Genomic DNA, 22,434 nt, shown 5'->3' with positions numbered 1-22,434 from the left:
TATGTCATTAAAAAAACGTCTCGAAGATACGACGGTTGAAAAAGGAAGTCAAAGATTTTCAGATAAAGAGAAAGATCCTTATCTCGAAATGAAAATGAAGATTCAAACACAAGTAATCAATGATTTGGACATTGATTTTAATGAAATTTCTGATCACAATGAAGCCTTGAAGCAAGAGCTTAAAATTATAATTAGTAAGAACATTGAAAAAGAAGCACTTAATTTAACGCCTGTGCAAAAAAAGAAAATCCTAGAAGAACTTCTTGATGAAATTATAGGATACGGTCCAATAACCACACTCATTCAAGATACATCAGTGACAGAAATTATGGTGAACGGTCCGAATCAGGTGTTTGTTGAGGTTTCAGGGAAACTTGTAAAAACAGAGATTCACTTCAAAGACAATGATCATGTGATGCATGTCATCAAGAAAATTGTTTCTACCATTGGAAGACGTATAGATGAGAGTTCTCCTATGGTTGATGCCCGTTTATCAAATGGTTCGCGTGTAAACGCCATCATTCCACCACTCGCAATTGATGGTCCTTCACTCACCATTAGAAAGTTCTCTGAAGATCCATTCGGGATTGATGACTTAGTAGGGTTTGGAACGTTAAACTCCAAAATGGCAGAGTTTTTAAGGGCTTGTGTTGAGGGACGTATGAATGTGGTTGTATCTGGCGGAACAGGAAGTGGTAAGACGACGACATTAAATGTATTATCATCTTTTATTCCTGATGATGAGCGAATTGTTACTATAGAAGATGCTGCTGAGCTACAATTGCCTCAGCCTCATGTGGTTCGATTAGAAACGAGACCGCCGAATGTGGAAGGAAAAGGAGAAGTTAGTATTAGAGATTTGGTTAAGAACAGCTTGCGTATGCGTCCAGATCGTATCGTAGTTGGTGAGGTACGTTCAGGTGAAGCTTTGGATATGCTACAAGCCATGAACACAGGTCATGATGGCTCGCTTACTACAGGTCATGCCAACTCACCAAGAGATATGCTGTCCAGACTTGAAACAATGGTATTAATGTCAGGGATGAATCTTCCAATTAAAGCGATTAGGGATCAAATTTCATCAGCGGTTAATCTAATCGTACAACAATCAAGACTCGTCAATGGGAGTAGAAAAATAACCCACATTACAGAGGTGCTTGGAATGGAAGGCGATGTAATCATTCTTCAAGATATATTTAAATTTGATCAAAAGGGTGTTGACGCACGTGGCCAGGTCATAGGGGATTTTGTATTCACTGGGATTATGCCAACCTGCTTGAAAGAGCTTAGAGAACATGGTATCCATATTAACAATTCTATTTTTAATAATTTATAAGTTGAGTTATTTTAGACTGAAGGGCGATTGGTGGTGATTTTATGATGTTAATGATTGGCGTGGTTATGATTTTTTTTAGTATTCTCTTTGCTGGAATATCATTCTCATTGAGAACGAAAAAGATCAGAGTCATAGATAAATTAACTGAATATGATGAGTCAATAGAAAGAGAAGTAGACGCAAGAATCGCTAATGAAGTCAAACGTGGGCCGATTAGTAAAATTGCAAGCCTATTAACACAATCTTCATCTAAAAAGAGAACGATTAGTAAAGCTGCTAAAAAATACAATCAAGCTAATTTTTCAATGACCTATGAAGAATTTGTTGTAGTAAAGTTCATGGGATTGGTGAGTGTTGGTTTTTTTGTGTTTGCCATCACACGTAATTTTTTAATATTTTTAATATGCCTAGTGATTATTTATACGATACCAAACTTGATCGTTAACGCTAAGATTTCCAAAAGAGTGAAAGCGTTTGATATGCAACTGAATGAAGGCTTGGTAATGATATCTAATGCCTTAAAAGCAGGTTATTCATTTTTACAATCCTTAGCAGTGGCAGCTGAAGAAACGCAACCACCATTTTCTACGGAGTTCAAGATTTTATTAAAAGAGTTAAGCCTTGGAATACCACTTGAGGATGGCTTAAATAATTTATATGATCGTATTAGCTCTGAAGATTTACAGCTCATTATTAATGCTATTTTAATACAGAAGGATGTTGGTGGTAACTTATCTGAGATCATTGAAAATATTGCAGAGACAATCCGAGAAAGGCAACGTATTAAGAATGAAGTTAAAACACTTACTGCACAGGGGAAACTCTCTGGATTAATCATCATGGTAATGCCTGTTTTTCTTGGCGTCGTCATTTACCTCTTTGATAATGCATATATAGAAACTTTGTTTGTGACCTTACCTGGAAGGATTATGCTTGGAACCGCGATGTTTAGTCAGTTTATGGGATGGTTATTTATCCGTAAAATTATTAATATTGAATACTAGGAGGTTAACATGCTATATATTGCAACTTTTTTGATTTTTATAGCAATCCTTTTAATGTTCAATTCAATTATTAATCGGATGACGGCATCTAAACGTAAAATTGAAAATAGAATGACCTATATTGAAGGGATTGATAAAGCAAATGTCGAAGTGGATAATCGTGCATTTGGTGAACGCGTAATTGTTCCTATGTTTACAAACTTAGGTCGCCGCGTTATGGCTTTATCCCCAGATTCTATTACCAAACAAAGAAAAGCTCTTTTCGAGCGTGCAGGATTTCTTAAGACATCTTCTTATGAAAGAATTATTGCTAGAAGATGGTTGACGACGTTGGTACTTACATTGAGTGTGTGTTTGTTATTAAGTCTGATTCATGTACCTGCAGCAGGTATTTTTGTCATTGCATTTTGGGTGATTGGATTCACTCAAATCATTTATCGTTTTACTACGAGAGCAGCAGTAGAAAAGCGAAGTAGTTCAATTGTTAAAGCGCTACCTTATACCTTAGACTTAATTACTGTAAGCGTAGAGGCGGGATTATCACTTGATGGTGCAATTGGTAGAATCGTATTAACCATTCCAGGTCCACTTTCTGAAGAATTTGCAAAAACTTTAAAGGAAATGCGAATGGGAATTGATAAAAAAAATGCACTTAGAAACATGGCTAGTCGTTGCGATGTCAGAGATTTATCTGTGTTGGTAAATGCATTAATTCAAGCGGATGAACTGGGTGTTAGCTTAGGTAAAGTATTAAGAATTGAAGGCGCACAATTAAGAGAGAAGAGAAAACAGGCTGCTAAAGAAAAAGCTATGAAAGCTCCAATTAAGATTTTATTTCCTATGATGATTTTCATCTTTCCTGCAATTTTCGTTATTATCCTTGGCCCTGCAGTGATTCAAATTATTGAAATGTTCAAGTAAGAGGTGCTCATAATGAAAATAATAAAAGTACAGAGAATTATAAATGCGAATACTTTTATGAAAAGACTCAGAGGGTATATGTTTACAGAAAGACCGACAATAAAAGAGGTTTTAATTCTTGATGATTGCAACAGCATTCATACCTTTAATATGAAATTTGACATAGACGTTCTGTTTCTTGATGAGGAAGATCGAGTGATTAAAATTCTCAGGGGACTTAAAAGAAGAAAAATCATTCCCACTGTACCAGACTGTGTTAAAGTCGTTGAGGCTGCCTCACCATTGTTGTCTTCGGTTGAGTTAAACGAATGTATACGTTTCGAGAAACACGATTAGAGGGCGTAATAATTTGCACATTACGATCGTGTAAGCACATAGCTTTTGAACTGTGGCTGTGATAAAATACCTTTATAGAACTTGAGTTATCAATAGGAGGTATAAGTGGAAAATTATACGATTGTACTTGATTATTTTAAAGCACTTAAAGAACCTGTAAATGCAGGTAAAGTTTCTGAGGAAACGGGCGTAGATCGAAAAGAAGTCGATAAGATCATGAAGAAGATGAAAGAGGAAGAAGTTATTGTTTCACCGAAGAGATGCTATTGGGAGTTTAAGAAATAGAAGCTTGTGCTTCTATTTTTTTTCATTATATTCATAAAAATAAAAAAAGCATGTATCGGGGGAGATACTTGCTTTTTTCATATTAGTGGGGGATTTATCTAAATGAGAAAGTTTGCTTGACGTTCTTTATGTGTTTAGTATATTCTTAGAATGTTAAGTCAATATCAACATAATGTAAGCATTTGAAAAGAAACTGTGAAGATTCCATTAATGAATTGCCTAAGTACATTTAAGGTTATTTTAAGCTAAAAGGATTACACTATTGGCATCTTGTGCAGAAATATTAATGAAGGGAACGACTGACATGAAAAAAACAATCGCGATACTACTCTCTTTACTTATGGTATTCGGTCTTGCTGCATGTTCAAAAAGCGATACCAATACTGGAGATAACTCATTTTATGTCTATTCTAAAGACTATGGGTTCACAAAAAATGAAATGGCTTATTTATACAACTACGTATATAGCCAGAGCGCATCTTATTTATCATATTTAGGCGTTGATACAACTAAGTCTTTGAAAGATCAGGAGTACATGGATGGTACATCGTGGTTTGACTATATGATGGAACAAGCTGTTAGCTATGCGAAGGATTTCTTAATCTTTTCAGAAGCAGCAAAAGATCGTGGCATCGAACTGGATGAATCAGATATGAACCAAATTCAAGAAGAACTAGATGCAGTATTAAATTCAGCAAAAGAAGCTGGTTTTGATACGGTAGAGGCGTTCTTTAATGATACGTTTGGTGCATCAATGACGAGTGATGAATATAAAAGCTTCCTCGAAAAAAGCACACTTGCTTACAAAGTATACTCAGATATCGAAAATTCATACGAGTTTACAACGGATCAAATTCAAGAACATTATACTAATAATCAAAATGAATTCGAGTATATCGATTATTTAGTATACTCATTTGCAGAGGACACCGATAAAGGCATTACTGCTGAAGCTGCTGAAAAAAGTGCGGATGAGTTAGCAGCAGTAACATCACCTGAAGCTTATAAAGCTTATGTAGAAAACTATATTAATGGCATTAATGAAGATGGCTCTTTAGATGTTGAAGCTGAGATGACAAAAATTGAAGCAAGTGATATGTTCTATACACAAGGCGATGAGGTAAGTGAGTGGGGATTTGCTGCGGATGCTGCGCTCAATCAAACACTTGTAACTAGAAATACTGAGAACCATGTTTATACAGTGTATCTTTTAACTCAATTGCCATATCGTCATGAAGCTGCTACAGTAAATGTAAGACATATCCTATTGACTGCTGACACGTATGGCTCTGATGAAGAAGCAAAAGCATTTGCTGAAAAAGTACTTGATGAATGGAAAGCAGGAGATGCAACAGCAGAGAGCTTTGGTGAGCTTGCAAAACAATACACTGAAGATCAAGGTTCAAGCGCAACGGGTGGATTATACGAAAATGTCGCTGAAGGCGATATGGTTCAAACCTTTAACGATTGGATATTTGATCCATCAAGAGTTGTTGGTGATACAGGAATTGTTCAAACCGATTATGGTTATCACATTATGTACTTCGAAGGAAAAGGCTATGATCAATGGCAAAACGAAGTTATCAGCAGTATGAAACAAGTTGCTTACAGTGCTGACTATTCAGCATTACAACAGCAATTCCCTATTACTGTTGAAACAGAAAAGTTAAATGACATTGTAGAATAATTATAAACGAACAAAATGAAAGAGCAGTTTTTTCCATTAAGGAGAAAACTGCTCTTGCTTTAATTAAATGGTCCATTGGTTATGAACAATACCTATCAGCTTCCAATCTGAACCAACTGGTTCAAAAACCAGAATCAAACTTGACCAATCAATGCCACCATATTGTGGATCAAACCCAGTGAAGTGGAACTCAACAAAGGTTGCACTTGGATAGACACTTGCAATGTTATTGATTGAATTCCCAGTACCAATAACGGTGTTTATGCCGATCACATGTGGCGAAATGTAGTCTTCATCATATACAAATTCAGAATAATAATCAGAATACGTTTTAGTAATTGGATCACCAGAGCCATCATATGACCCCCAAGTGTAAAGCGAATTATCTTGCATTAGAGTTGCAATTGCTGTGGATGAAAAGCTGAGATCATTAACCGTATCCACATATCCATAAGGGGTAAATCTTACACCTTGAGTGGCATGAACATAACTTGCTAATAGACTCATATCTTGATCTTTTAGTGCTTGAACCACATCAAGCGCGGATAAAAGAACTGTATTTGAAATGGTGCTGGTCTGTGGTGAGTTAAGCTGATCTTGCAACAAAGTGATTTGTTCGTTGAGATCGGTTATGGTTTGGTTTGCAATCTCAAGTTGTTCTTGTAATTCATTATTGGTTGAAGCAACGGTTGTTTCAGGTGCAGTAGTCGTAATCTCATCGGTTGAAGAAGTTTCATTTTGACAGCCTACAGAGATTAATAGTGTAGTTAGTATAAATATGCCAATAGTAATAACACGTTTTTTCATAATATCACCTCGTTATAATTATACCACCAGTCGAATCAGCTAATATTATAATTAAATGACAATTTAGACTTGTCTAGTGGTTGAAATTATGTCATAATAGCAGGGTAACATGCGAGATTAACTCAGTTGGTAGAGTGTTTCCTTGACGTGGAAAAAGCCAGAGGTTCGAGTCCTCTATCCCGCACCATTAAGCTAAGAACGAATCGTTCTTAGCTTTTTTATATTTGGCAATAAAGTCATCTTACATGAGTGGTGAAAATAGTTACAAGTTTACTTTATAAAAATGATATAAAGTTTATCTTTTATAGGGATAAAGGTTGCTTAGCTATGGATTTTTATGATAAGTTGAATTTAGAGAGAAAGTATGGGTAAAAATGAATCGTAATTAATCTATAAGGTGGTGTGGGCATGAGAAACGAGGTTTATTTAAAGCATTCTCCTTTTGGAGAGTTGGGTTTAATCGTCATGGAAAACTGTGAAACCATTGGTAAATGGATTGACGATCATTTACTCGAAATGAGAAGACCGTTTTTAGATGAGGGCTTAGAACTACCAGATAGTTTCATCATCAATAAAAAAGAGGTCCGTTTTTCGAATGGTGAAGGTAAGGTGTTTTTAGAAGAATCGGTAAGAGGAAAGGACATCTATATCGTTACCGATATAGGAAATTATAACATTACTTATACGATGTTCGGCTATGTAAACCGGAAAAGCCCAGACGATCATTTACAGGATGTGAAGAGGGTATTGTCTGCAATGGCTGGTAAGGCTCGAAGAATTACTCTGATTATGCCTTTGCTTTATTCTTCTAGACAACACAGCAGAAAGGGTAGAGAGTCTTTAGATTGTGCAATGGCACTTCAAGAACTGGAAAAACTTGGTGTCGATGATATTTTGACATTTGATGCACATGATCCTACGATTCAAAATGCAGTCCCTTTGATTTCTTTTGAAAATTTATATCCTACCTTAGATATTGTAAAAAGGTTTATTTCAGATGAGAGAGACCTCTTTAAAGAGCCTTCTAAGATGCTTTTGATCAGTCCAGACACAGGCGCAATGGACAGAGCGGTTTATTACTCTAGTGTGCTCGGCTTTGATATAGGCCTATTCTATAAAAGGCGTGATCATAGTAAAGTTGTCAAAGGTAAAAACCCAATTGTACAGCATGAGTATATCGGAAAAGATGTGAAAGATTGCAATATTTTAATTGTAGATGACATGATTGCATCTGGTGAATCTGTTTTTGATATTGTAGAAGAGTTGAAAAAGCGTGAGGCTGGTAAAATTTTTGTTGCAACAACATACGCTTTGTTTACTGAAGGCATAGATAAATTTAATCGATTTTATGAAGCAGGTCTGATCGATCGTTTATATACGACCAATTTATCTTATGTACCAGAAGCAGCAAGGCAAGCACCTTGGTTTTCTGAAGTAGATATGTCGGAGTTTATCGCAAGAGTTGTCAATCGATTGAATTTTGATCAATCCATAAGCGATCTAATCGACAATCGTAGAAGTATCAATGAACTTCTAAATTATGCTAAGAATTTAAAATAAAGCTCCAAGCATATAAGCACTGATCAACCAAATCATCTTTTGAAATACAAGCAATTGTAAAATAAAAAAGGTTTTAAGCATTCTCTCTTGAATGTTTAAAACCTTTTATTATTATAGCAATTCGATGACGCTAATGGTCGAATCATCTTTAATTTCCATATGTTCAGAAAAAAGTTCGAATATTTCTGAAGGTGTTTTACTTTTTGATAAATGCTTCATCAATACTTGAACAGCATTGTCTAAAGCAAGGCTATCGTTCTCGTATAGACCGTCAGTGTAGGTTAGGATGCGCTTTAATTTATGAATATCAATGGTAATGGTGTTAATATTATCGATGTTGAGAATGCCAAGGATAATGTTGTTAGAGGTAAGAGAAACGATGCTTTCATCTTCATAACAGAAGAGAGCATCGGGATGTCCCATATTCACATAGGTTATGGTCTCTGAGTTCAAATCAATATCCATGAATATACCCGTGACATACTTATTGCTATCTATATCATCACTGTTTAAATCACATAAAACATTGTTGATTTCCCTTAAGGTATCTGCAATGGGCAAATAAGCCATTAAATCATCAAACATCTGAGTTACAACCAATGCAACGAGAGCAGATGAAACGCCGTGACCCATAACATCTATAATGGCATTAAGATATCTTTTTTCATCTATTTTTTTAAAATAAATGAAGTCGCCTCCAATTTCGTTGAACTCCTTAAGCTGAAACTCAAAAGTTATGGACTCGTCGACATACTCATTTGGTAAAAATGAGGAAAGTACTTTTTTTGCAACTTTGATTTCCTTTGATAGCTCTTCAAGTAACATTTTTTCACGGGTAATGTTGCGACCGATTTTAAGGAATTTCTCGATCATATCATGAGAATTGACGATCGGTGTGATGGTTGCTTCTTCATAGAAAATATTGCCATTTCTACTTTTGTTAATAAATATACCTTCCCAAACGTGTCCAGAAGTGATTGTATTCCACAGACCTGTATAAAAGGACTCAGGATGCTGCCCCGTTTTAATGACTCTAGGTGAATTGTTTATAAGTTCATCTCTTGAATACTCAGAGAGCTCTTCAAAATAAGGATTTGCATATTGAATATTCCCTTTTCGATCTGTAATTACGATGGAATTTTGCGCACTGTTAAATAGATTGTCCAAAAGGGTATTCTCATTGATTAATAGTTCAGAACGGATGTATTCCTTAAGCATCGCATCGAGTTCAACTTGATAAAATCCTTCTCGGAGCATACGATAAATTGCGTGTTCATATAGTCTTTCGAAGTGGATGACATTGTCGGGAACATTGATAACAATTACATGATTATAGGACTCTTTAATTAGAGCGAGTGCGCGATTGGTAAAATCGATTTTGCAGTATTCAATCACTAACAAATTATAGATGAAATTAGGCTTTTCAAATGATTCTGAAACATTTGTAATGGGTTCACACACATCGGTGTAGTTTTCAATAGACTTTAGTATTGGGGCATAGTATTTCGGTGATGTTACGATATCAATATAAAGTGAAAAACGTCTAAACATATCCCCTCCAAGATTACTTCTTTTGTTGTTGTCTCTTCTTCTTTGTCTTTTTCTTCATAACGGAGTACCCAAATGTGCCAAGCTGTTTTCCAAGTTCATAATAAGCACCATGAGCATATGCAATGGGCTCTGCAAAATCAAGTCTGAACTTTCCAGATTCCTCTAGATACTGGTCATCAACAGTAACGCCTAAAACTTTGGCTAAAAACATATCGTGCGTTCCCAGTTCGAGAACTTGTGTCACCTGACACTCTATGTTAACGGGAGATTCTTCAATCATAGGAACTGAAGAATGAAAACCCTTAACAGGGGTTAATCCGCACTCTTTAAATTTATCAAAATCTCTTCCAGACTTTACGCCACAAAAATCAGTTGCTTTTACAAGCGCCTTCGTGGTCAAATTAATCGTAAAGAAGCCAGAAGCTTTAATAAGATCATAAGAATATCTTTCTTTTCGTATAGAGATATATGTCATGGCAGGGTCCGTACAAACAGTTCCCGTCCATGCAACCGTAAGTATATTAGGCTTTTCCATGGAACCACAAGTCACCATGACAGATGGAACTGGATAAACCATTGTACCTGGTTTCCATTGTATTTTGCTCATTAATTTACTCCTACTCTTTTGTTAAATTATAGCAAAATACAGGATTATTTTAAAGTAAATAAAAAGTTAATGTTGCATGAACCCTGTTTTCATACTACAATTAAAGTGTCAAAATGACATAAAGGAGATTTTTATGAGTGGAGTCGTTCTAAACTAATAACTTAAAAGGTTGAAAGCAATAGCCCATTTGGGCTTGTTTGTGTTGCGTTCACCTAAGTTGGTTTGGAACACTATGATCTAATGTAGCTAACAGTAGACCGTGTGCGTCTGCTGTTTTTTTGTTATCCAAGACAGGTAAAAATTTACATTTCAATAAGATCATTCAATCCGTTTAGGTGGACATATCAAATGGACAAGGAGAACAATATGTCAAAAATGAACCACAAAAACACAGTAAATCATATTTACAACATTGAACACGCTGAGAATTTACTAGAACTAAAACAAATTAAAGCTATTTTACAAACTCTGGCAGTAACTGATGAAGTAAAGGAACAGGTTGACCAACTTGAAGTACTGACAGACTACTATTTAATAAAAAGGCATCAACGTGAAACGACAGAAGCGCGTATGATTTTAGATCACTCAGGAAGTATACCGCTTCACGGTTTAAAGGGGGTAAAAACACAACTCGATAAGCTTAAACGATCGGAAATAATGAGACCAGTAGAATTTGAGCTCGTCGTATCATTTATAAAAGAGTCTACAAGAATGAAAATATTTATGAATGATCTCAGTTATCTTGAAACGGAAGTTGGCACCTATGCAGGTGCTATCGAACCGCTTCATGAACTGTATGATGAAATCGTAAGAATTATAGTCAGGCAGCAAGTGGATGATAATGCAAGTAGTACGCTAAATAAAATTAGAAAGAAAATTGAAATCGTTGAAAGCCGTATTAAGTCGAAACTTTCAGAATACGTTGTAGGAGAGCAATACCAAGGTTTACTTGCAGATGCGGTTATCAGTCAACGCGATGGACGATATGTCATACCGGTAAAAAGTGAGCATAAGAAAAGGCTGGATGGTATGGTCTTAGATCGTTCTAGATCAGGAGGTACATTTTTCATTGAACCCGCAGCGGTTAAGAAGCTATCAGATGAGCTAGCTGCATTGCGAATAGACGAAGAAAATGAAGTCTATAGAATTCTATCGGAGTTAACCAATCATGTGGCTTCAAGACATTTTGAACTCTTTAGAAACTATGAAATCATGGTAAACTACGATTTTTTATTTGCGAAAGCGAAGCTCTCGAAAAAGTTTGAAGGCGTTTCTGCGAAATTAAACTTAGAAGGAAAGATTACCATCGCTCAAGGCAGACACCCTTTATTGACCTCCCAAGCGGTACCTTTAGATATTCGACTTTCATCGACACAGCGCAATCTGGTTATTACTGGACCTAACACTGGCGGTAAGACCGTAGCTATGAAAACGGTAGGCTTGTTTTGTATGATGACACAGGCGGGACTACACGTTCCGGCGAGTAAAGAAACGGAGCTACCAATTTTTGAACGTTTCTTGTGTGATATCGGTGATGGACAAAGTGTTTCTCAAAACCTTAGTACTTTTTCAGCGCACATTACAAATATCATTCGAATTTTAGAACTTGCAAATGAGAAGTCCTTGGTTATTCTTGATGAAATCGGTGCAGGTACGGATCCAAGTGAAGGAATGGGAATTGGCATCGCTGTACTTGAAGCATTAAATCAAAAAAAAGCTTATACCTTAACCTCAACGCACTATAATGAAATCAAAGCGTTTGCAGATGAACATCCAGATTTTAGAAATGGTAGCATGGCATTTGACCTAAAGACCTTATCACCACTTTATCAACTGATAACAGATACTTCTGGACAAAGTAACGCACTTCACATTGCACTAAGGATTGGTATGCCTAAAGATTTGATCGAAAGGGCACATGAGCTTGCTTATAAAACGGAATGGTCTGATATGGCGATACTAGAAAATGTTGAGATCAATGAAGTGATTAATATACTGGATCAGAAAATAGAAGAGACTAAATTTCAATCTGAAGTTGTAGATCAAGTAGAGCTACTGACTGAAAGTCAAAATGATATTAGCCATAAAAATCAAATCAATGGATCAAAGTATCGTCCCAGCTGGCAATCCGAATATGCACTTGGAGATTCAGTTTGGGTAACGACTATGAATAAACCTGGCATCGTCTCACAAACGTGTAACAGTAAAGGTGAAGTTGAGGTAATCGTTTTAGGTAAGCGAATTAAGGTTAATCACAAAAGGCTGAAGCCTTATATTGAACAAAAAGAGCTCTATCCGGAACAATATGATTTAAATATCGTTTTAGAAAGTAAAATCAATAGAAAAAAAGATAAGTTAATAAGCAAAGGTAAAGGAAAAGGCATAATCATCGAAAAATAGGGTATTAAACTACAGAAGGGTTTTAAAAATAATGTATTTTGGGAGGCGAACTTATGAAAATTGCAATTCAAGCAGGGTTAAGTGAACTGACACAAATGCTAAGAGCTAAAGGGTATGATGTGGTCCCTTTTAGAGATGGTGGAGAAAATATTAGAATTACAATCCTTAATGATGTGGATGAGGAGTATGAAGAAATTGATCCTGTGACCTTCATGGGGGATGGCGATGGTGAAATGGTATTGCTTGACGCATCTAGGTTAAGTCAAACAGAGATATTTGCTTATGTTGAGAAGTATATGCATTAATTACAAACGTTTTTGAATTTGTGTTGAAAAGTTTGAAAAGCTATATTATAATACACTCAATAGTATAAATTGCTAAGAAGGAAAGTAGTAGGTAGCTATAGTCTGTAGAGAGTCATCGGGTGGTGAAAGATGACGGCTGAATGACCGAACTCGTTCTGGAGCTGTTTTTGTGAAAGCAAAAACCGGATCGCTTCCGTTAAAGGCTTTGAGTGGATTGCCTAGGCAATCAAATAGAGTGGTATCGCGGGTTCTTCGTCTCTAACGAAGAACCCTTATTTTTTTTTGAAAGGGGTTATTTGATGCGAGATTATATGCATAAGGAAATCGAGAAAAAATGGCAGCAGCGCTGGGACGAAAAGCAAAGCTTTAGAGCCTATAATGATTATTCAAAACCAAAATATTACCCTTTGGTTGAATTCCCATATCCATCAGGTCAAGGCTTACACGTAGGGCATCCACGTCCATATACAGCACTTGATATCGTTGCTAGAAAAAGAAGAATGGAAGGATACAACGTACTATATACAATGGGATGGGATGCGTTTGGATTGCCTACAGAAAACTATGCGATCAAAAACAAAATACATCCAGCAATCGTTACGGAAGATAACGTTAAAAGATTTAAAGAACAACTTAGAAGTTTAGGTCTTTCTTTTGACTGGTCGAGAGAAATCAATACAACCGATCCGAGTTATTACAAATGGACACAATGGATCTTCATCAAACTTTTTGAAAATGGTTTGGCTTATAAAAAAGAGATGGACATCAACTGGTGTACCTCATGTAAGGTAGGCCTTGCAAACGAAGAAGTTGTCGGTGGTGTCTGTGAAAGATGTGGCGGTACAGTTGTTAAAAAAGCAAAATCACAATGGATGCTAAAAATTACTGAGTATGCGGAACGTTTAATCGACGATTTGGACGATCTTGATTATATAGAACGTGTTAAAGCACAGCAAAAGAACTGGATAGGTAAATCAACTGGTATGGAGCTTGATTTTAAAACGACTTCAGGTGATGTCCTTAGAATTTATACAACGCGTCCGGATACGATTTATGGAGCAACTTATATGGTTGTTTCACCGGAACATCCATTGATCGATGAACGCAAAGACTTGATTACCAATTACGATGCACTTATGGCTTATCGCGCTGAGGCAAAATTAAAATCTGATTTCGAGAGAACGGAACTTAACAAAGATAAAACTGGCGTCATGATCGAAGGCATTAAAGCGATTAATCCCGCTTCAGGTGAAGAAATCCCTGTGTTTATTTCAGATTATGTCCTTATGAGTTATGGTACAGGTGCAATTATGGCTGTTCCAGGTCACGATACAAGAGACTGGGAGTTTGCAAAAGCGTTTAATTTGCCGATTATTGAGGTCGTCAAGGGTGGCGATGTACAAAATGAAGCTTATACAGATTCTGAAGAAGGTATCATTGTCAATTCACCGCTTATCGATGGTTTGTCAGTAGCTGAAGCGAAAGAATCAATTGCAGATCACTTTGAAAAACTTGGTATTGGCGTAAGAAAAGTCAACTTTAAATTAAGAGACTGGGTATTCTCAAGACAGAGATATTGGGGCGAGCCTATTCCTCTCGTAAGCTGTCCTTCGTGTGGCTGGGTTGCTCTACCTGAAAGCGAGTTACCATTGACGCTTCCTGAAGTGGCTAGCTATGAACCAACGGATAATGGCGAATCACCACTTTCTGCAATGACAGAATGGATCGAAACAACTTGTCCTAAATGCGGCGGGCATGCACATAGGGAAACAGATACGATGCCTCAATGGGCGGGGTCAAGCTGGTATTTCTTAAGATACTGTGATCCAGATAATGATCAAGAGTTTGCAAGCATGGATGCACTTAACTATTGGATGCCAGTTGACTGGTACAATGGTGGTATGGAGCATACGACACTTCACTTACTTTACTCTAGATTCTGGCATAAGTTCTTGTTTGATATCGGTAAAGTTAACACAAAAGAGCCATATTTAAAGAGAACCTCTCATGGTATGATTATGGGAGAAAATAATGAGAAGATGTCTAAATCAAGAGGGAATGTCGTAAATCCTGATGATATTATAGGTGAGTTTGGTGCGGATACGCTTAGAACTTATGAGATGTTTATAGGTGACTTTGAGAAGAGTGTGCCTTGGTCGGACAATAGTGTAAAAGGCTGTAGACGTTTCTTAGATCGAGTTTGGAATTTTGCCGATGAAGTGGTACCTGGCGACGCTTTTTCTAAAGAGCTTGAAATTACGATGAATAAAACCATTAAAAAAGTTTCAGAAGACTATGAAACACTGAAATTTAACACTGCGATTGCAGCAATGATGAGCCTTATCAATGAGTTCAAAAAAGTTGAGCACATCAATCGCGCTGAGTACAGTACACTGCTTAAACTTTTAAATCCAGTAGCGCCTCACATAACTGAAGAACTTTGGGAGTCTTTAGGCTTTGAAGGTATGATTACAGAGCAATCATGGCCAACATTTGATCCAAATAAGACAGTAGAAGATGTTATTGAGATGGCAGTACAAATTAATGGTAAAGTAAGAGGATTAATCAGCATTCCGGTAGATGCTGATGCCGCTGCTGCTAGAGCACTTGCTTTAGAAGATGAGAAGATTAAATTGTTTACAGATGGTAAAACAATTGTAAAAGAAATTTATGTACCGGGTAAAATCTTTAATATTGTAGTAAAATAAGGTTATAGATCTCAGTTTAGAGTTAATAAAATATAGACTTGGAGGCAAAATGGAAAAGAAATTAGTAATTGAAGGTATGAGCTGTAATCATTGTAAAATGAGAGTGGAAAATGCTTTAAAAGGTGTCGAGGGTGTTTCTAACGCAGTGGTTGATTTGACTGATAAATCTGCTATTGTTACACTTAATGCTGATGTTGATGCAGCAGTGTTAAAAGAAACAGTTGAAGATGCTGGATACGATGTTGTATCAGTACAATAAAAGATAAAAAAAGTACCTGCATAGCAGGTACTTTTTTTTATATCATTTTTTTGAGAAAAGTGAACAATCATATAATTTAAAACATAAATAAAATTTTAGTCCAATGGAATAAATAATGAAAGATTAGTGCTTATTATCTGAGGATATAAAATAAAATGTTAATCAATTAGATGTCAACTTTTAATAAGTACATGGTATACAATTCATATGAAATGTTGTAGAATGTTAATCAAATGGTTTTGAATTTGATGCTTTCATTACATTAAATTTGTATCCTTTATTTCGAACGGTCACGATGTATTGATTGGTTGGATCAACCAATGCTAACTTTTTTCTAAGTCGGCTCACATGTGTCATAAGTGCATTGTAATCCCCCAAGCTCTTTTGACCAGTGATTAAATGGAACAAATATTCCATACTGAAAACTTCACTTGGTGCTTTGGCAAGGGTGTAAAGAATGTTAAATTCAGAGTGTGTTAAATCGAGAATTTTACCATTTAAATAGATTTGCTTTGAAAATGGATCGATAGACATATTGTTGTAAACGATTGTACCTTGTTCAGAGGCATACAATGACTCTAGATAATTTAGACGCTCATGTTGAATCCTTAATTTCATACAAAGTAGTTCTGGATGAGCGGGCAAGGTAACGTAGTCATCTGCACCATGAATAAACGCTTCTTTTAAAGAATCAATACAATTACTATGTTCGTAGGCAATCAGATATGTACAGTTGTAGAGTCTGCGTTTATAATCACAATAATCAGACAAGTCTGTATTGAAATGTGTAATAATGTCTGTTGTACTTGCAATCAGTGTGTGATTGTCTTTAAGTCCGGCATCGGTATACTCATTAAAATGGTTGTAAAGTTGATAATCAATATTGTGAAGCACTAAATATTGATTTAAAGGTGAAAAATGGTTTGTCCCATTTTCGATAACAATAACCTTTCGGTTTGACATAAATTGTGTCTCCTTGTAGCAAAATTTGCCAACTGTTATGACTTACCTTAATATACTGTAATGTCAGGCATTCAGGCAATCATCCTGTCAAAATATTATATATCATTAAGTTGGAAAATTTAATGTGATTTTAAAAATGTAAGGAATTGCAAGATTAAAATTCCATTAGAAATTTCAATATAGGATAACATAATTCAAGTTGAAAAAACAGTACTTTAGAACTATAATAAATAAAGTTATATGACTATTTAATAAATATACGAGGTCAAAATGAAATCCGGAATACATAGATTGTCTCAATACATAGACTTATATACAATGCCTATCGCGATAGCGAATGAGCAGCAGGTGTTGTTCTTAAACAAATCGTTTAGAGCAACCTTTTCTAATTTAGCTAGAAAAGTCGATTTAGAGTCACTCTTAAATCTGGAAACTAGCCATTTCGATGAACTCTCATTAAACAAGCACACCTTTAATTACCAAAATGAGATTTTTTCTGTATATGTGGATAATAACCAATACGAAGACAACCGCTCTTCGGATCGATTTGTCATGTATAAATATATGATGGATCATCATAAACGGCTCTACAAAGGGTGCGCAATAAAACCCCAAATTATTCTCAATGAAAAAAAACCACCTGTATTTTTTTTAAACCATGGTGATGAAAAGCATACAAGTTGTATGATTAAAGTTCATCCAAATGAATCAGTGAATGCGATTTCTTTGATAACGCTGGATTTTTTAATTAAGAGTATCGAACATAATGAAACTTTAAACCGTTTAGAACTAATTGCCAATGAAATCGACAAATGGGCTGAAGATAACGGTGTGAAACTTGAAATAATGCTCGTTAATTTGGATGTTGAGGGAAACCGCTTTCAAATTCATAATAATAATGGTCATGTCTATCTTGTAAAAAAAAGTGGTGAGCTTATGCGAATTGATGCGCAAAGGGAAGTTTCCTTTAAACTGGATGATATTGATTTTGCGATGTTATCTACAGAGGCTATGCCAACAGAAATTTTTAAATCATACGATGGGTATAACCCAATTCCGATATTCAATGAATCCTATAAGTACTTTGAAGCAAATAAGTTAAACTATAATACAGAGGTAGGCAATTTGCTGATTAAACCCAATCTGGGTGAATCACTGTATGCCTATAGTATCAATAGCCTTTCTGAAATGCAAAATGTAATCAATCATATATTGAAGGAGACTGAGGTTGATGAATCAGAAGAATTTGCTGTAAGGCTAATCCTAAGTGAGCTGGTGACAAATGCTTTTAAACACACACGTAAAGAGAGAGTAGAGCCATTTGTAAGTATAATGATCCATCTCACACCAAACTCGATTTCCATCGAGGTTTATAACATAGATCACTCAAAAAACCAAGAAGTATTAGAAAAAGCATGCCTACCTGAAGATATCCTATCTGAGGGTGGCAGAGGATTATTCCTCGTAAAAGAATTCGCAAACGCTTTATATGAGACGAATGATAGCGTAATTGCATTAGTAAAAAGGGGTAAAACACATGAAGAGAAGCTTGAAATTTAAAATTATGGCAATGATGCTAGTCGTCATAATTGTGCCATTAGCGGTATTGGGAACTATTTCATTACTGCAATTCACCAGTGAAACGGAGTCATCCGTTTATTCAAAATTAGATGACTTGGTTAATTTAACATCAGATGTGATTTCCAAGGAAATCGATGCATCGAGCTTGATCGGTAATATGATGAGTAATGATGCGAGTATCGTTGCATTTGCTGGTGGAGATAGTACTAAGAGAAGTGAAGCATACAGTGCATTAAAAAACTTAGTTGAAACGCATAGTGATGTCATAGAGATGGCACTGATTACAGATAATAAGGGAAATGCCGTTATATCAAATACAGATATGAACGCTTCTATAGATGTTAGTGAACGTGCATACTACCAAGAAGCAATAAAAGGAAACGTTGGACAAAGTGATGTTATTATTTCTAAAGCAACAAACCAACCGGTAATTGCTATTGCGCACCCAATTAAAAAAGGTAATACTGTAGTTGGTACCTTTATTACAACGATTAGATTTGATCAAATTGCAGCACACTCTAAAGCAATCAAAGTATTTGAAGGTGGCTACAGCTACATGTTTAACACAGAAGGTTTGGTTCTTTCTTACATAAATGCTGAGGACGAATTTAATCTCAATTTAAACGAATTAAATATTCCAGAATTAACAGAAATGGTGAAGAAAGTAAAAGAAGGTCAATCAGATAGTGCAATTTATACTTATAAAGGTGTAAAGAAATATGTGAGATATACCTCAATAGATGGTATGGGACTTGCAATCACTGCCAATTATGATGATTATATGTCTACGATGACAAAAATCAGAAATTTACTTTTTATTATTATTGGGGTATCTCTTGTCGTTGCAATAGCACTCAGTTTTTTCTTCGTAACGTTTAACGTTACAAGACCACTTAAAAAGCTTTCTGAATTAATGTCGGTTGCGGGAGATGGAGATTTAACTGTAAAATCGGATATTAAAACTGGTGACGAAATTGAGAGTATTTCAAACTCATTTAATAAAATGATTGAACATCAAAATGGTATTGTATCCAAAGTTAAGTCTGGCTCTAAGGAAGTAGCAAAATCGTCAGATGAAATTGCCTCATCAACTAACGATGTCAGCGATGCCTCTCAAAATGTGGCTAAGGCAATCCAAGAGGTAGCTGATAATTCAACAACACAAAGCCGTTCTATACTTGAAACAACCGAAACCATTTTACAATTAAGCAGTTTAATTCAACTCGCAAAGGTTAGAGCGCTTGAATCAGATAAAAATGCTGAATCTGCGATATCTAGCGTCGGTGTTGGTCGAGATAGCTTAAGTAATACAAAGCAATCAATTGATGAGATTAAAGCGATTACAGATGAAACGGGCAATCGTTTAAAAGAACTTGAAGTGTTATCAACAGAAATAAAGGGTATCATAGGAACTATAAATGCTATTGCTGAACAAACCAATTTATTGGCATTAAACGCTTCAATTGAAGCAGCTAGAGCCGGGGATCACGGTCGAGGCTTTGCAGTTGTCGCTGAAGAGGTTAGAAAACTTGCAGAGCAAACGGGTCAAGAAGCTGGCGGTATTACGAAAGTCGTTAGTGAAATGGTCAAGAAAATTGACAATGCAGTTGAAACCATGTCGTTTGGTAAATCAGCCGTTCAAAATGGCGTTGACAAAGCGATGGTAACGGATAGAGCCTTTATTCAAATTTATGATGCAGTTCAATCCGTTACACAAGATGTTAAGAAAATTGTCGAAATTACGGATAATGAAGTGAATAGCTCCGAGCAGATATTAACATTAATTGATACGGTTAGTACTTTGTCTGAGCAAAATTCTGCCAATGCCCAAGAAGTTGCTGCGGCAATTGAAGAGCAAACGGCATTGTTAGAGAGCATAGCAGCAGGTAGTGAAGAATTGACAGCGATGGCAACCGAACTAAACACCTTGGTAGAAAAATTCAAAGTTGAGGAGTAAGATATGAGAGTAGAAGTTATAAAAATTCCAGAGCAATTTTCAGTAACAGAAGCATCAGAGTTCAGAGAAATGACTTATAACCTTATGAAAGTAGATCAAATTACCTTTGAGTTAGATTTTTCAAACTGTAATTTTATAGACAGTACTGGACTAGGTGTGTTAGTGGGTCTTTATAAAAAATGCAATGAGACACATTCCAAAATGATTCTAAAACATCTTAAGAAAGACGTCGCTAGAGTAATTAGCATGACGCGTCTGGATCAAATCTTTACGATATTATAAATAAAAGGTATAATGATAATGGTACTCAAATAATGCTTTTAATATCGATAAGGAGGTTAAGTAATGGGGAAAAAGGCAATTGAAATTTCTAATCTCGACGTGGAAAAGTTAATCCAAATGTTAAACGAAGCTTTGGCGGAAGAGTGGTTAGCGTACTATCAGTACTGGGTTGGCGCAAGAGTTATGGAAGGCCCAATGAGAAGTGAAGTAGAACCAGAATTACTTTTACATGCAAATGAAGAATTGGCTCACGCTGAATTAATTATCAATCGAATTCTTCAACTTGGTGGAACACCTATTTTAAATCCAGCTAAATGGACCGAATATGCTAAGTGTCCTTATGCTGAACCTGTTGATCCTTATATTGAAGAAATATTGAAGCAAAATCTTGATGGCGAAAGATGTGCAATTCAAAGATATGAGGAAATTGCAGATTATACGAACGGTAAAGATCACTCAACTTATCAAATGGCAATTACCATATTAAATGATGAGCTTGAGCACGAACACGATATTGAAGATTTCTTAACCGATATCAATCGTTTAAAAGAAGACATCAAGAAATTTAGATTATAATTGAACTGAAACGCAAAAGCGAAACTTCGCTTTTGCGTTTTTAAAATCTTAAGGACAAGAGGCAAATATGGCAAAAGTAATCATTAAAGGTCAAAAGAAGAAAAAAGAATACGGATTTACGTACTTCTTATTTATCGCACTATCCATCGCACTTATATTTGTTGGACATAATATTGCCAGCAAGGGTACAGATTCATTTAGCCAAGCAGAAAACATTGGCGTTGAAAGAGGAACGGTTACTGAGATCATAGATCAGATCGATCAAAGCTATGAAGATCAAATTGACATTAATTTTGTGTCAAAAGACATTTTGTTTAACGTTAAAATGGAAACAGGATTACAAAAAGGTCAAGAGATTAGAGCATTACAGAGCTTAAATAATTACCTCAAAGTATTGCCAAAAGAAGTTCAGGTAGGAGATGCGATCTTGCTTTATGAGATGCCAAATGAGTATTATGGAACTGATTGGACCTACGGAGAATACTACAGAACGCCAGCTTTAGTTGTATTAGGGATTATATTCGCTTTAATCCTTTTAATCTTTGGCAGATCAAAAGGACTACAAACATTATTTTCACTTGTTTTAACGATAATGGCTGTTTTTTATGTATTTATCCCTGCAGTACTTTCAGGATTTAACATATACGCATGGTCACTGGTAATATGTGTTTTTGTTACAATTATGACCTTAGTTGTAGTGAGTGGCTTTAACCCAAAGACTTCTGCAGCGATAATAGGATGTATTAGTGGTATTGCAATGTCAGCTATCCTAGTACTCGTAATGAATAGTATATTAAAGCTAACAGGTGTTGTTGATGAGGCATCTGTCTATCTGTTACTGATGAATCCAGATCACCCTGTTGATTTGAAAGCTATTATTTTTGGTGCAATTATCATTGGTGCTATGGGGGCAATAATGGACGTTTCCATGTCGATTTCATCGGCGTTATATGAGATGAAGGAAAACTATGCTGCGCATTCTTTTGGGCAGTTGGTTGCATCTGGCATGACCATTGGTAGAGATATTATGGGAACCATGGCGAATACCTTAGTTCTTGCTTATATTGGTAGTTCATTATCGACGGTATTACTACTGATTACCTATAATTCATCAATTCTAGATTTAATGAATCGCGAGATGGTGGTTATAGAAATTTTACAAGCAATAATAGGTTCGTTAGGAATCTTAATGACACTACCGTTAACTGCTATCGCATCTGGTTTTCTATATACGAGAAATAATAACAGAGATCATCTCAAAAGAAGAGTTTAGTTTTCAGAAGTGTTGGTTGTCGGTTTAACTTTAGGG

Annotated in this window: 20 protein-coding genes, 1 tRNA gene and 1 other annotated feature; of the genes, 17 read left to right on the top strand and 4 right to left on the bottom strand. The window is 35.8% G+C overall.

Annotated features, from left to right (window positions below; genetic code table 11):
* The first annotated feature begins 1 nt into the window (after position 1).
* The 6 genes from AC4PID_RS04240 to AC4PID_RS04215 all read left to right on the top strand — a co-directional run bounded on the left by AC4PID_RS04240 (position 2) and on the right by AC4PID_RS04215 (position 5,569).
* Entirely contained in the window at positions 2-1,336 is a 1,335-nt protein-coding gene (locus AC4PID_RS04240) for a TadA family conjugal transfer-associated ATPase (protein WP_492134322.1), read from the top strand.
* A gap of 41 nt (positions 1,337-1,377) precedes the next feature.
* Positions 1,378-2,340 carry a type II secretion system F family protein gene (locus AC4PID_RS04235; RefSeq protein ID WP_492134321.1) on the top strand — a complete coding sequence of 321 codons (963 nt, stop codon included), beginning with the start codon at positions 1,378-1,380 and terminating at the stop codon, positions 2,338-2,340.
* Between the two features lie 9 nt (positions 2,341-2,349).
* Entirely contained in the window at positions 2,350-3,261 is a 912-nt protein-coding gene (locus tag AC4PID_RS04230; protein WP_492134320.1) for a type II secretion system F family protein, read from the top strand.
* A 12-nt stretch (positions 3,262-3,273) separates the two neighbouring features.
* Positions 3,274-3,597: a DUF192 domain-containing protein gene (locus tag AC4PID_RS04225; RefSeq protein WP_492134319.1), complete on the top strand. Its 324-nt coding sequence runs from the start codon at positions 3,274-3,276 to the stop codon at positions 3,595-3,597.
* A gap of 105 nt (positions 3,598-3,702) precedes the next feature.
* Positions 3,703-3,882: a MarR family transcriptional regulator gene (locus AC4PID_RS04220; protein ID WP_492134318.1), complete on the top strand. Its 180-nt coding sequence runs from the start codon at positions 3,703-3,705 to the stop codon at positions 3,880-3,882.
* Positions 3,883-4,186: 304 nt separating this feature from the next.
* Positions 4,187-5,569: a peptidylprolyl isomerase gene (locus AC4PID_RS04215; RefSeq protein ID WP_492134317.1), complete on the top strand. Its 1,383-nt coding sequence runs from the start codon at positions 4,187-4,189 to the stop codon at positions 5,567-5,569.
* A gap of 63 nt (positions 5,570-5,632) precedes the next feature.
* Here the strand turns inward: AC4PID_RS04215 and AC4PID_RS04210 are convergent, their stop codons facing one another.
* Positions 5,633-6,376: a hypothetical protein gene (locus tag AC4PID_RS04210; protein ID WP_492134316.1), complete on the bottom strand. Its 744-nt coding sequence runs from the start codon at positions 6,374-6,376 to the stop codon at positions 5,633-5,635.
* A 111-nt stretch (positions 6,377-6,487) separates the two neighbouring features.
* On the opposite strand from AC4PID_RS04210, the gene AC4PID_RS04205 reads away from it, so the two are divergent.
* Together AC4PID_RS04205 and AC4PID_RS04200 are read left to right on the top strand one after the other, a co-directional pair.
* A tRNA-Val gene (locus AC4PID_RS04205) sits at positions 6,488-6,563 on the top strand.
* Positions 6,564-6,784: 221 nt separating this feature from the next.
* Positions 6,785-7,936, top strand: a complete 1,152-nt coding sequence (locus tag AC4PID_RS04200; protein WP_492134315.1) for a ribose-phosphate pyrophosphokinase — start codon at positions 6,785-6,787, stop codon at positions 7,934-7,936.
* A gap of 111 nt (positions 7,937-8,047) precedes the next feature.
* Here the strand turns inward: AC4PID_RS04200 and AC4PID_RS04195 are convergent, their stop codons facing one another.
* Both AC4PID_RS04195 and AC4PID_RS04190 read right to left on the bottom strand, forming a co-directional pair.
* Entirely contained in the window at positions 8,048-9,487 is a 1,440-nt protein-coding gene (locus AC4PID_RS04195) for a SpoIIE family protein phosphatase (RefSeq protein WP_492134314.1), read from the bottom strand.
* Between the two features lie 13 nt (positions 9,488-9,500).
* On the bottom strand, positions 9,501-10,094 hold the full coding sequence (locus AC4PID_RS04190) for a flavin reductase family protein (RefSeq protein ID WP_492134313.1): 594 nt from the start codon (positions 10,092-10,094) through the stop codon (positions 9,501-9,503).
* Between the two features lie 366 nt (positions 10,095-10,460).
* On the opposite strand from AC4PID_RS04190, the gene AC4PID_RS04185 reads away from it, so the two are divergent.
* The 4 genes from AC4PID_RS04185 (at position 10,461) to AC4PID_RS04170 (ending at position 15,766) form a co-directional block, all read left to right on the top strand.
* Positions 10,461-12,494, top strand: a complete 2,034-nt coding sequence (locus AC4PID_RS04185) for an endonuclease MutS2 (RefSeq protein WP_492134312.1) — start codon at positions 10,461-10,463, stop codon at positions 12,492-12,494.
* A gap of 53 nt (positions 12,495-12,547) precedes the next feature.
* A complete protein-coding gene (locus tag AC4PID_RS04180; RefSeq protein ID WP_492134311.1) occupies positions 12,548-12,799 on the top strand; it encodes a YkuS family protein in 252 nt (83 codons plus the stop codon).
* Positions 12,800-12,864: 65 nt separating this feature from the next.
* Positions 12,865-13,062 (top strand) — a binding site (T-box leader).
* A gap of 36 nt (positions 13,063-13,098) precedes the next feature.
* Positions 13,099-15,507: a leucine--tRNA ligase gene (gene leuS / locus AC4PID_RS04175; RefSeq protein WP_492134310.1), complete on the top strand. Its 2,409-nt coding sequence runs from the start codon at positions 13,099-13,101 to the stop codon at positions 15,505-15,507.
* Between the two features lie 49 nt (positions 15,508-15,556).
* Entirely contained in the window at positions 15,557-15,766 is a 210-nt protein-coding gene (locus AC4PID_RS04170; protein ID WP_492134309.1) for a heavy-metal-associated domain-containing protein, read from the top strand.
* A 225-nt stretch (positions 15,767-15,991) separates the two neighbouring features.
* Here the strand turns inward: AC4PID_RS04170 and AC4PID_RS04165 are convergent, their stop codons facing one another.
* Positions 15,992-16,729: a winged helix-turn-helix domain-containing protein gene (locus AC4PID_RS04165; RefSeq protein WP_492134308.1), complete on the bottom strand. Its 738-nt coding sequence runs from the start codon at positions 16,727-16,729 to the stop codon at positions 15,992-15,994.
* Positions 16,730-16,999: 270 nt separating this feature from the next.
* Here AC4PID_RS04165 and AC4PID_RS04160 point away from each other — a divergent pair, with 270 nt between their 5' ends.
* The 5 genes from AC4PID_RS04160 to AC4PID_RS04140 all read left to right on the top strand — a co-directional run bounded on the left by AC4PID_RS04160 (position 17,000) and on the right by AC4PID_RS04140 (position 22,398).
* Positions 17,000-18,289 carry an ATP-binding protein gene (locus AC4PID_RS04160; RefSeq protein WP_492134307.1) on the top strand — a complete coding sequence of 430 codons (1,290 nt, stop codon included), beginning with the start codon at positions 17,000-17,002 and terminating at the stop codon, positions 18,287-18,289.
* Positions 18,267-20,267, top strand: a complete 2,001-nt coding sequence (locus AC4PID_RS04155) for a methyl-accepting chemotaxis protein (protein ID WP_492134306.1) — start codon at positions 18,267-18,269, stop codon at positions 20,265-20,267. The genes AC4PID_RS04160 and AC4PID_RS04155 overlap by 23 nt, the downstream gene beginning before the upstream one ends.
* Positions 20,268-20,270: 3 nt before the next feature.
* Positions 20,271-20,549, top strand: a complete 279-nt coding sequence (locus tag AC4PID_RS04150) for an STAS domain-containing protein (RefSeq protein ID WP_492134305.1) — start codon at positions 20,271-20,273, stop codon at positions 20,547-20,549.
* Positions 20,550-20,612: 63 nt separating this feature from the next.
* Positions 20,613-21,125 carry a ferritin-like domain-containing protein gene (locus AC4PID_RS04145; RefSeq protein WP_492134304.1) on the top strand — a complete coding sequence of 171 codons (513 nt, stop codon included), beginning with the start codon at positions 20,613-20,615 and terminating at the stop codon, positions 21,123-21,125.
* A 67-nt stretch (positions 21,126-21,192) separates the two neighbouring features.
* The gene (locus AC4PID_RS04140; RefSeq protein WP_492134303.1) at positions 21,193-22,398 is read left to right on the top strand and encodes a YibE/F family protein; all 1,206 of its coding nucleotides are present in this window, start codon (positions 21,193-21,195) and stop codon (positions 22,396-22,398) included.
* The last annotated feature ends 36 nt before the right edge of the window (positions 22,399-22,434 follow it).

The organism is Fusibacter sp. QWL-12 (assembly GCF_058683495.1).
The sequence above is the reverse complement of the archived record's forward strand: the minus strand, read 5'-3'. Positions and strand labels throughout refer to the sequence as shown.

What these genes read in the sequence shown, in the direction of transcription:
- AC4PID_RS04240 (WP_492134322.1), top strand. Translation starts at nt 2, where the DNA reads ATGTCATTAAAAAAACGTCTCGAAGATACGACGGTTGAAAAAGGAAGT.
- AC4PID_RS04235 (WP_492134321.1), top strand. Translation starts at nt 1,378, where the DNA reads ATGATGTTAATGATTGGCGTGGTTATGATTTTTTTTAGTATTCTCTTT.
- AC4PID_RS04230 (WP_492134320.1), top strand. Translation starts at nt 2,350, where the DNA reads ATGCTATATATTGCAACTTTTTTGATTTTTATAGCAATCCTTTTAATG.
- AC4PID_RS04225 (WP_492134319.1), top strand. Translation starts at nt 3,274, where the DNA reads ATGAAAATAATAAAAGTACAGAGAATTATAAATGCGAATACTTTTATG.
- AC4PID_RS04215 (WP_492134317.1), top strand. Translation starts at nt 4,187, where the DNA reads ATGAAAAAAACAATCGCGATACTACTCTCTTTACTTATGGTATTCGGT.
- AC4PID_RS04210 (WP_492134316.1), bottom strand. Translation starts at nt 6,376, where the DNA reads ATGAAAAAACGTGTTATTACTATTGGCATATTTATACTAACTACACTA.
- AC4PID_RS04200 (WP_492134315.1), top strand. Translation starts at nt 6,785, where the DNA reads ATGAGAAACGAGGTTTATTTAAAGCATTCTCCTTTTGGAGAGTTGGGT.
- AC4PID_RS04195 (WP_492134314.1), bottom strand. Translation starts at nt 9,487, where the DNA reads ATGTTTAGACGTTTTTCACTTTATATTGATATCGTAACATCACCGAAA.
- AC4PID_RS04190 (WP_492134313.1), bottom strand. Translation starts at nt 10,094, where the DNA reads ATGAGCAAAATACAATGGAAACCAGGTACAATGGTTTATCCAGTTCCA.
- AC4PID_RS04185 (WP_492134312.1), top strand. Translation starts at nt 10,461, where the DNA reads ATGTCAAAAATGAACCACAAAAACACAGTAAATCATATTTACAACATT.
- AC4PID_RS04180 (WP_492134311.1), top strand. Translation starts at nt 12,548, where the DNA reads ATGAAAATTGCAATTCAAGCAGGGTTAAGTGAACTGACACAAATGCTA.
- leuS (WP_492134310.1), top strand. Translation starts at nt 13,099, where the DNA reads ATGCGAGATTATATGCATAAGGAAATCGAGAAAAAATGGCAGCAGCGC.
- AC4PID_RS04170 (WP_492134309.1), top strand. Translation starts at nt 15,557, where the DNA reads ATGGAAAAGAAATTAGTAATTGAAGGTATGAGCTGTAATCATTGTAAA.
- AC4PID_RS04165 (WP_492134308.1), bottom strand. Translation starts at nt 16,729, where the DNA reads ATGTCAAACCGAAAGGTTATTGTTATCGAAAATGGGACAAACCATTTT.
- AC4PID_RS04160 (WP_492134307.1), top strand. Translation starts at nt 17,000, where the DNA reads ATGAAATCCGGAATACATAGATTGTCTCAATACATAGACTTATATACA.
- AC4PID_RS04155 (WP_492134306.1), top strand. Translation starts at nt 18,267, where the DNA reads ATGAAGAGAAGCTTGAAATTTAAAATTATGGCAATGATGCTAGTCGTC.
- AC4PID_RS04150 (WP_492134305.1), top strand. Translation starts at nt 20,271, where the DNA reads ATGAGAGTAGAAGTTATAAAAATTCCAGAGCAATTTTCAGTAACAGAA.
- AC4PID_RS04145 (WP_492134304.1), top strand. Translation starts at nt 20,613, where the DNA reads ATGGGGAAAAAGGCAATTGAAATTTCTAATCTCGACGTGGAAAAGTTA.
- AC4PID_RS04140 (WP_492134303.1), top strand. Translation starts at nt 21,193, where the DNA reads ATGGCAAAAGTAATCATTAAAGGTCAAAAGAAGAAAAAAGAATACGGA.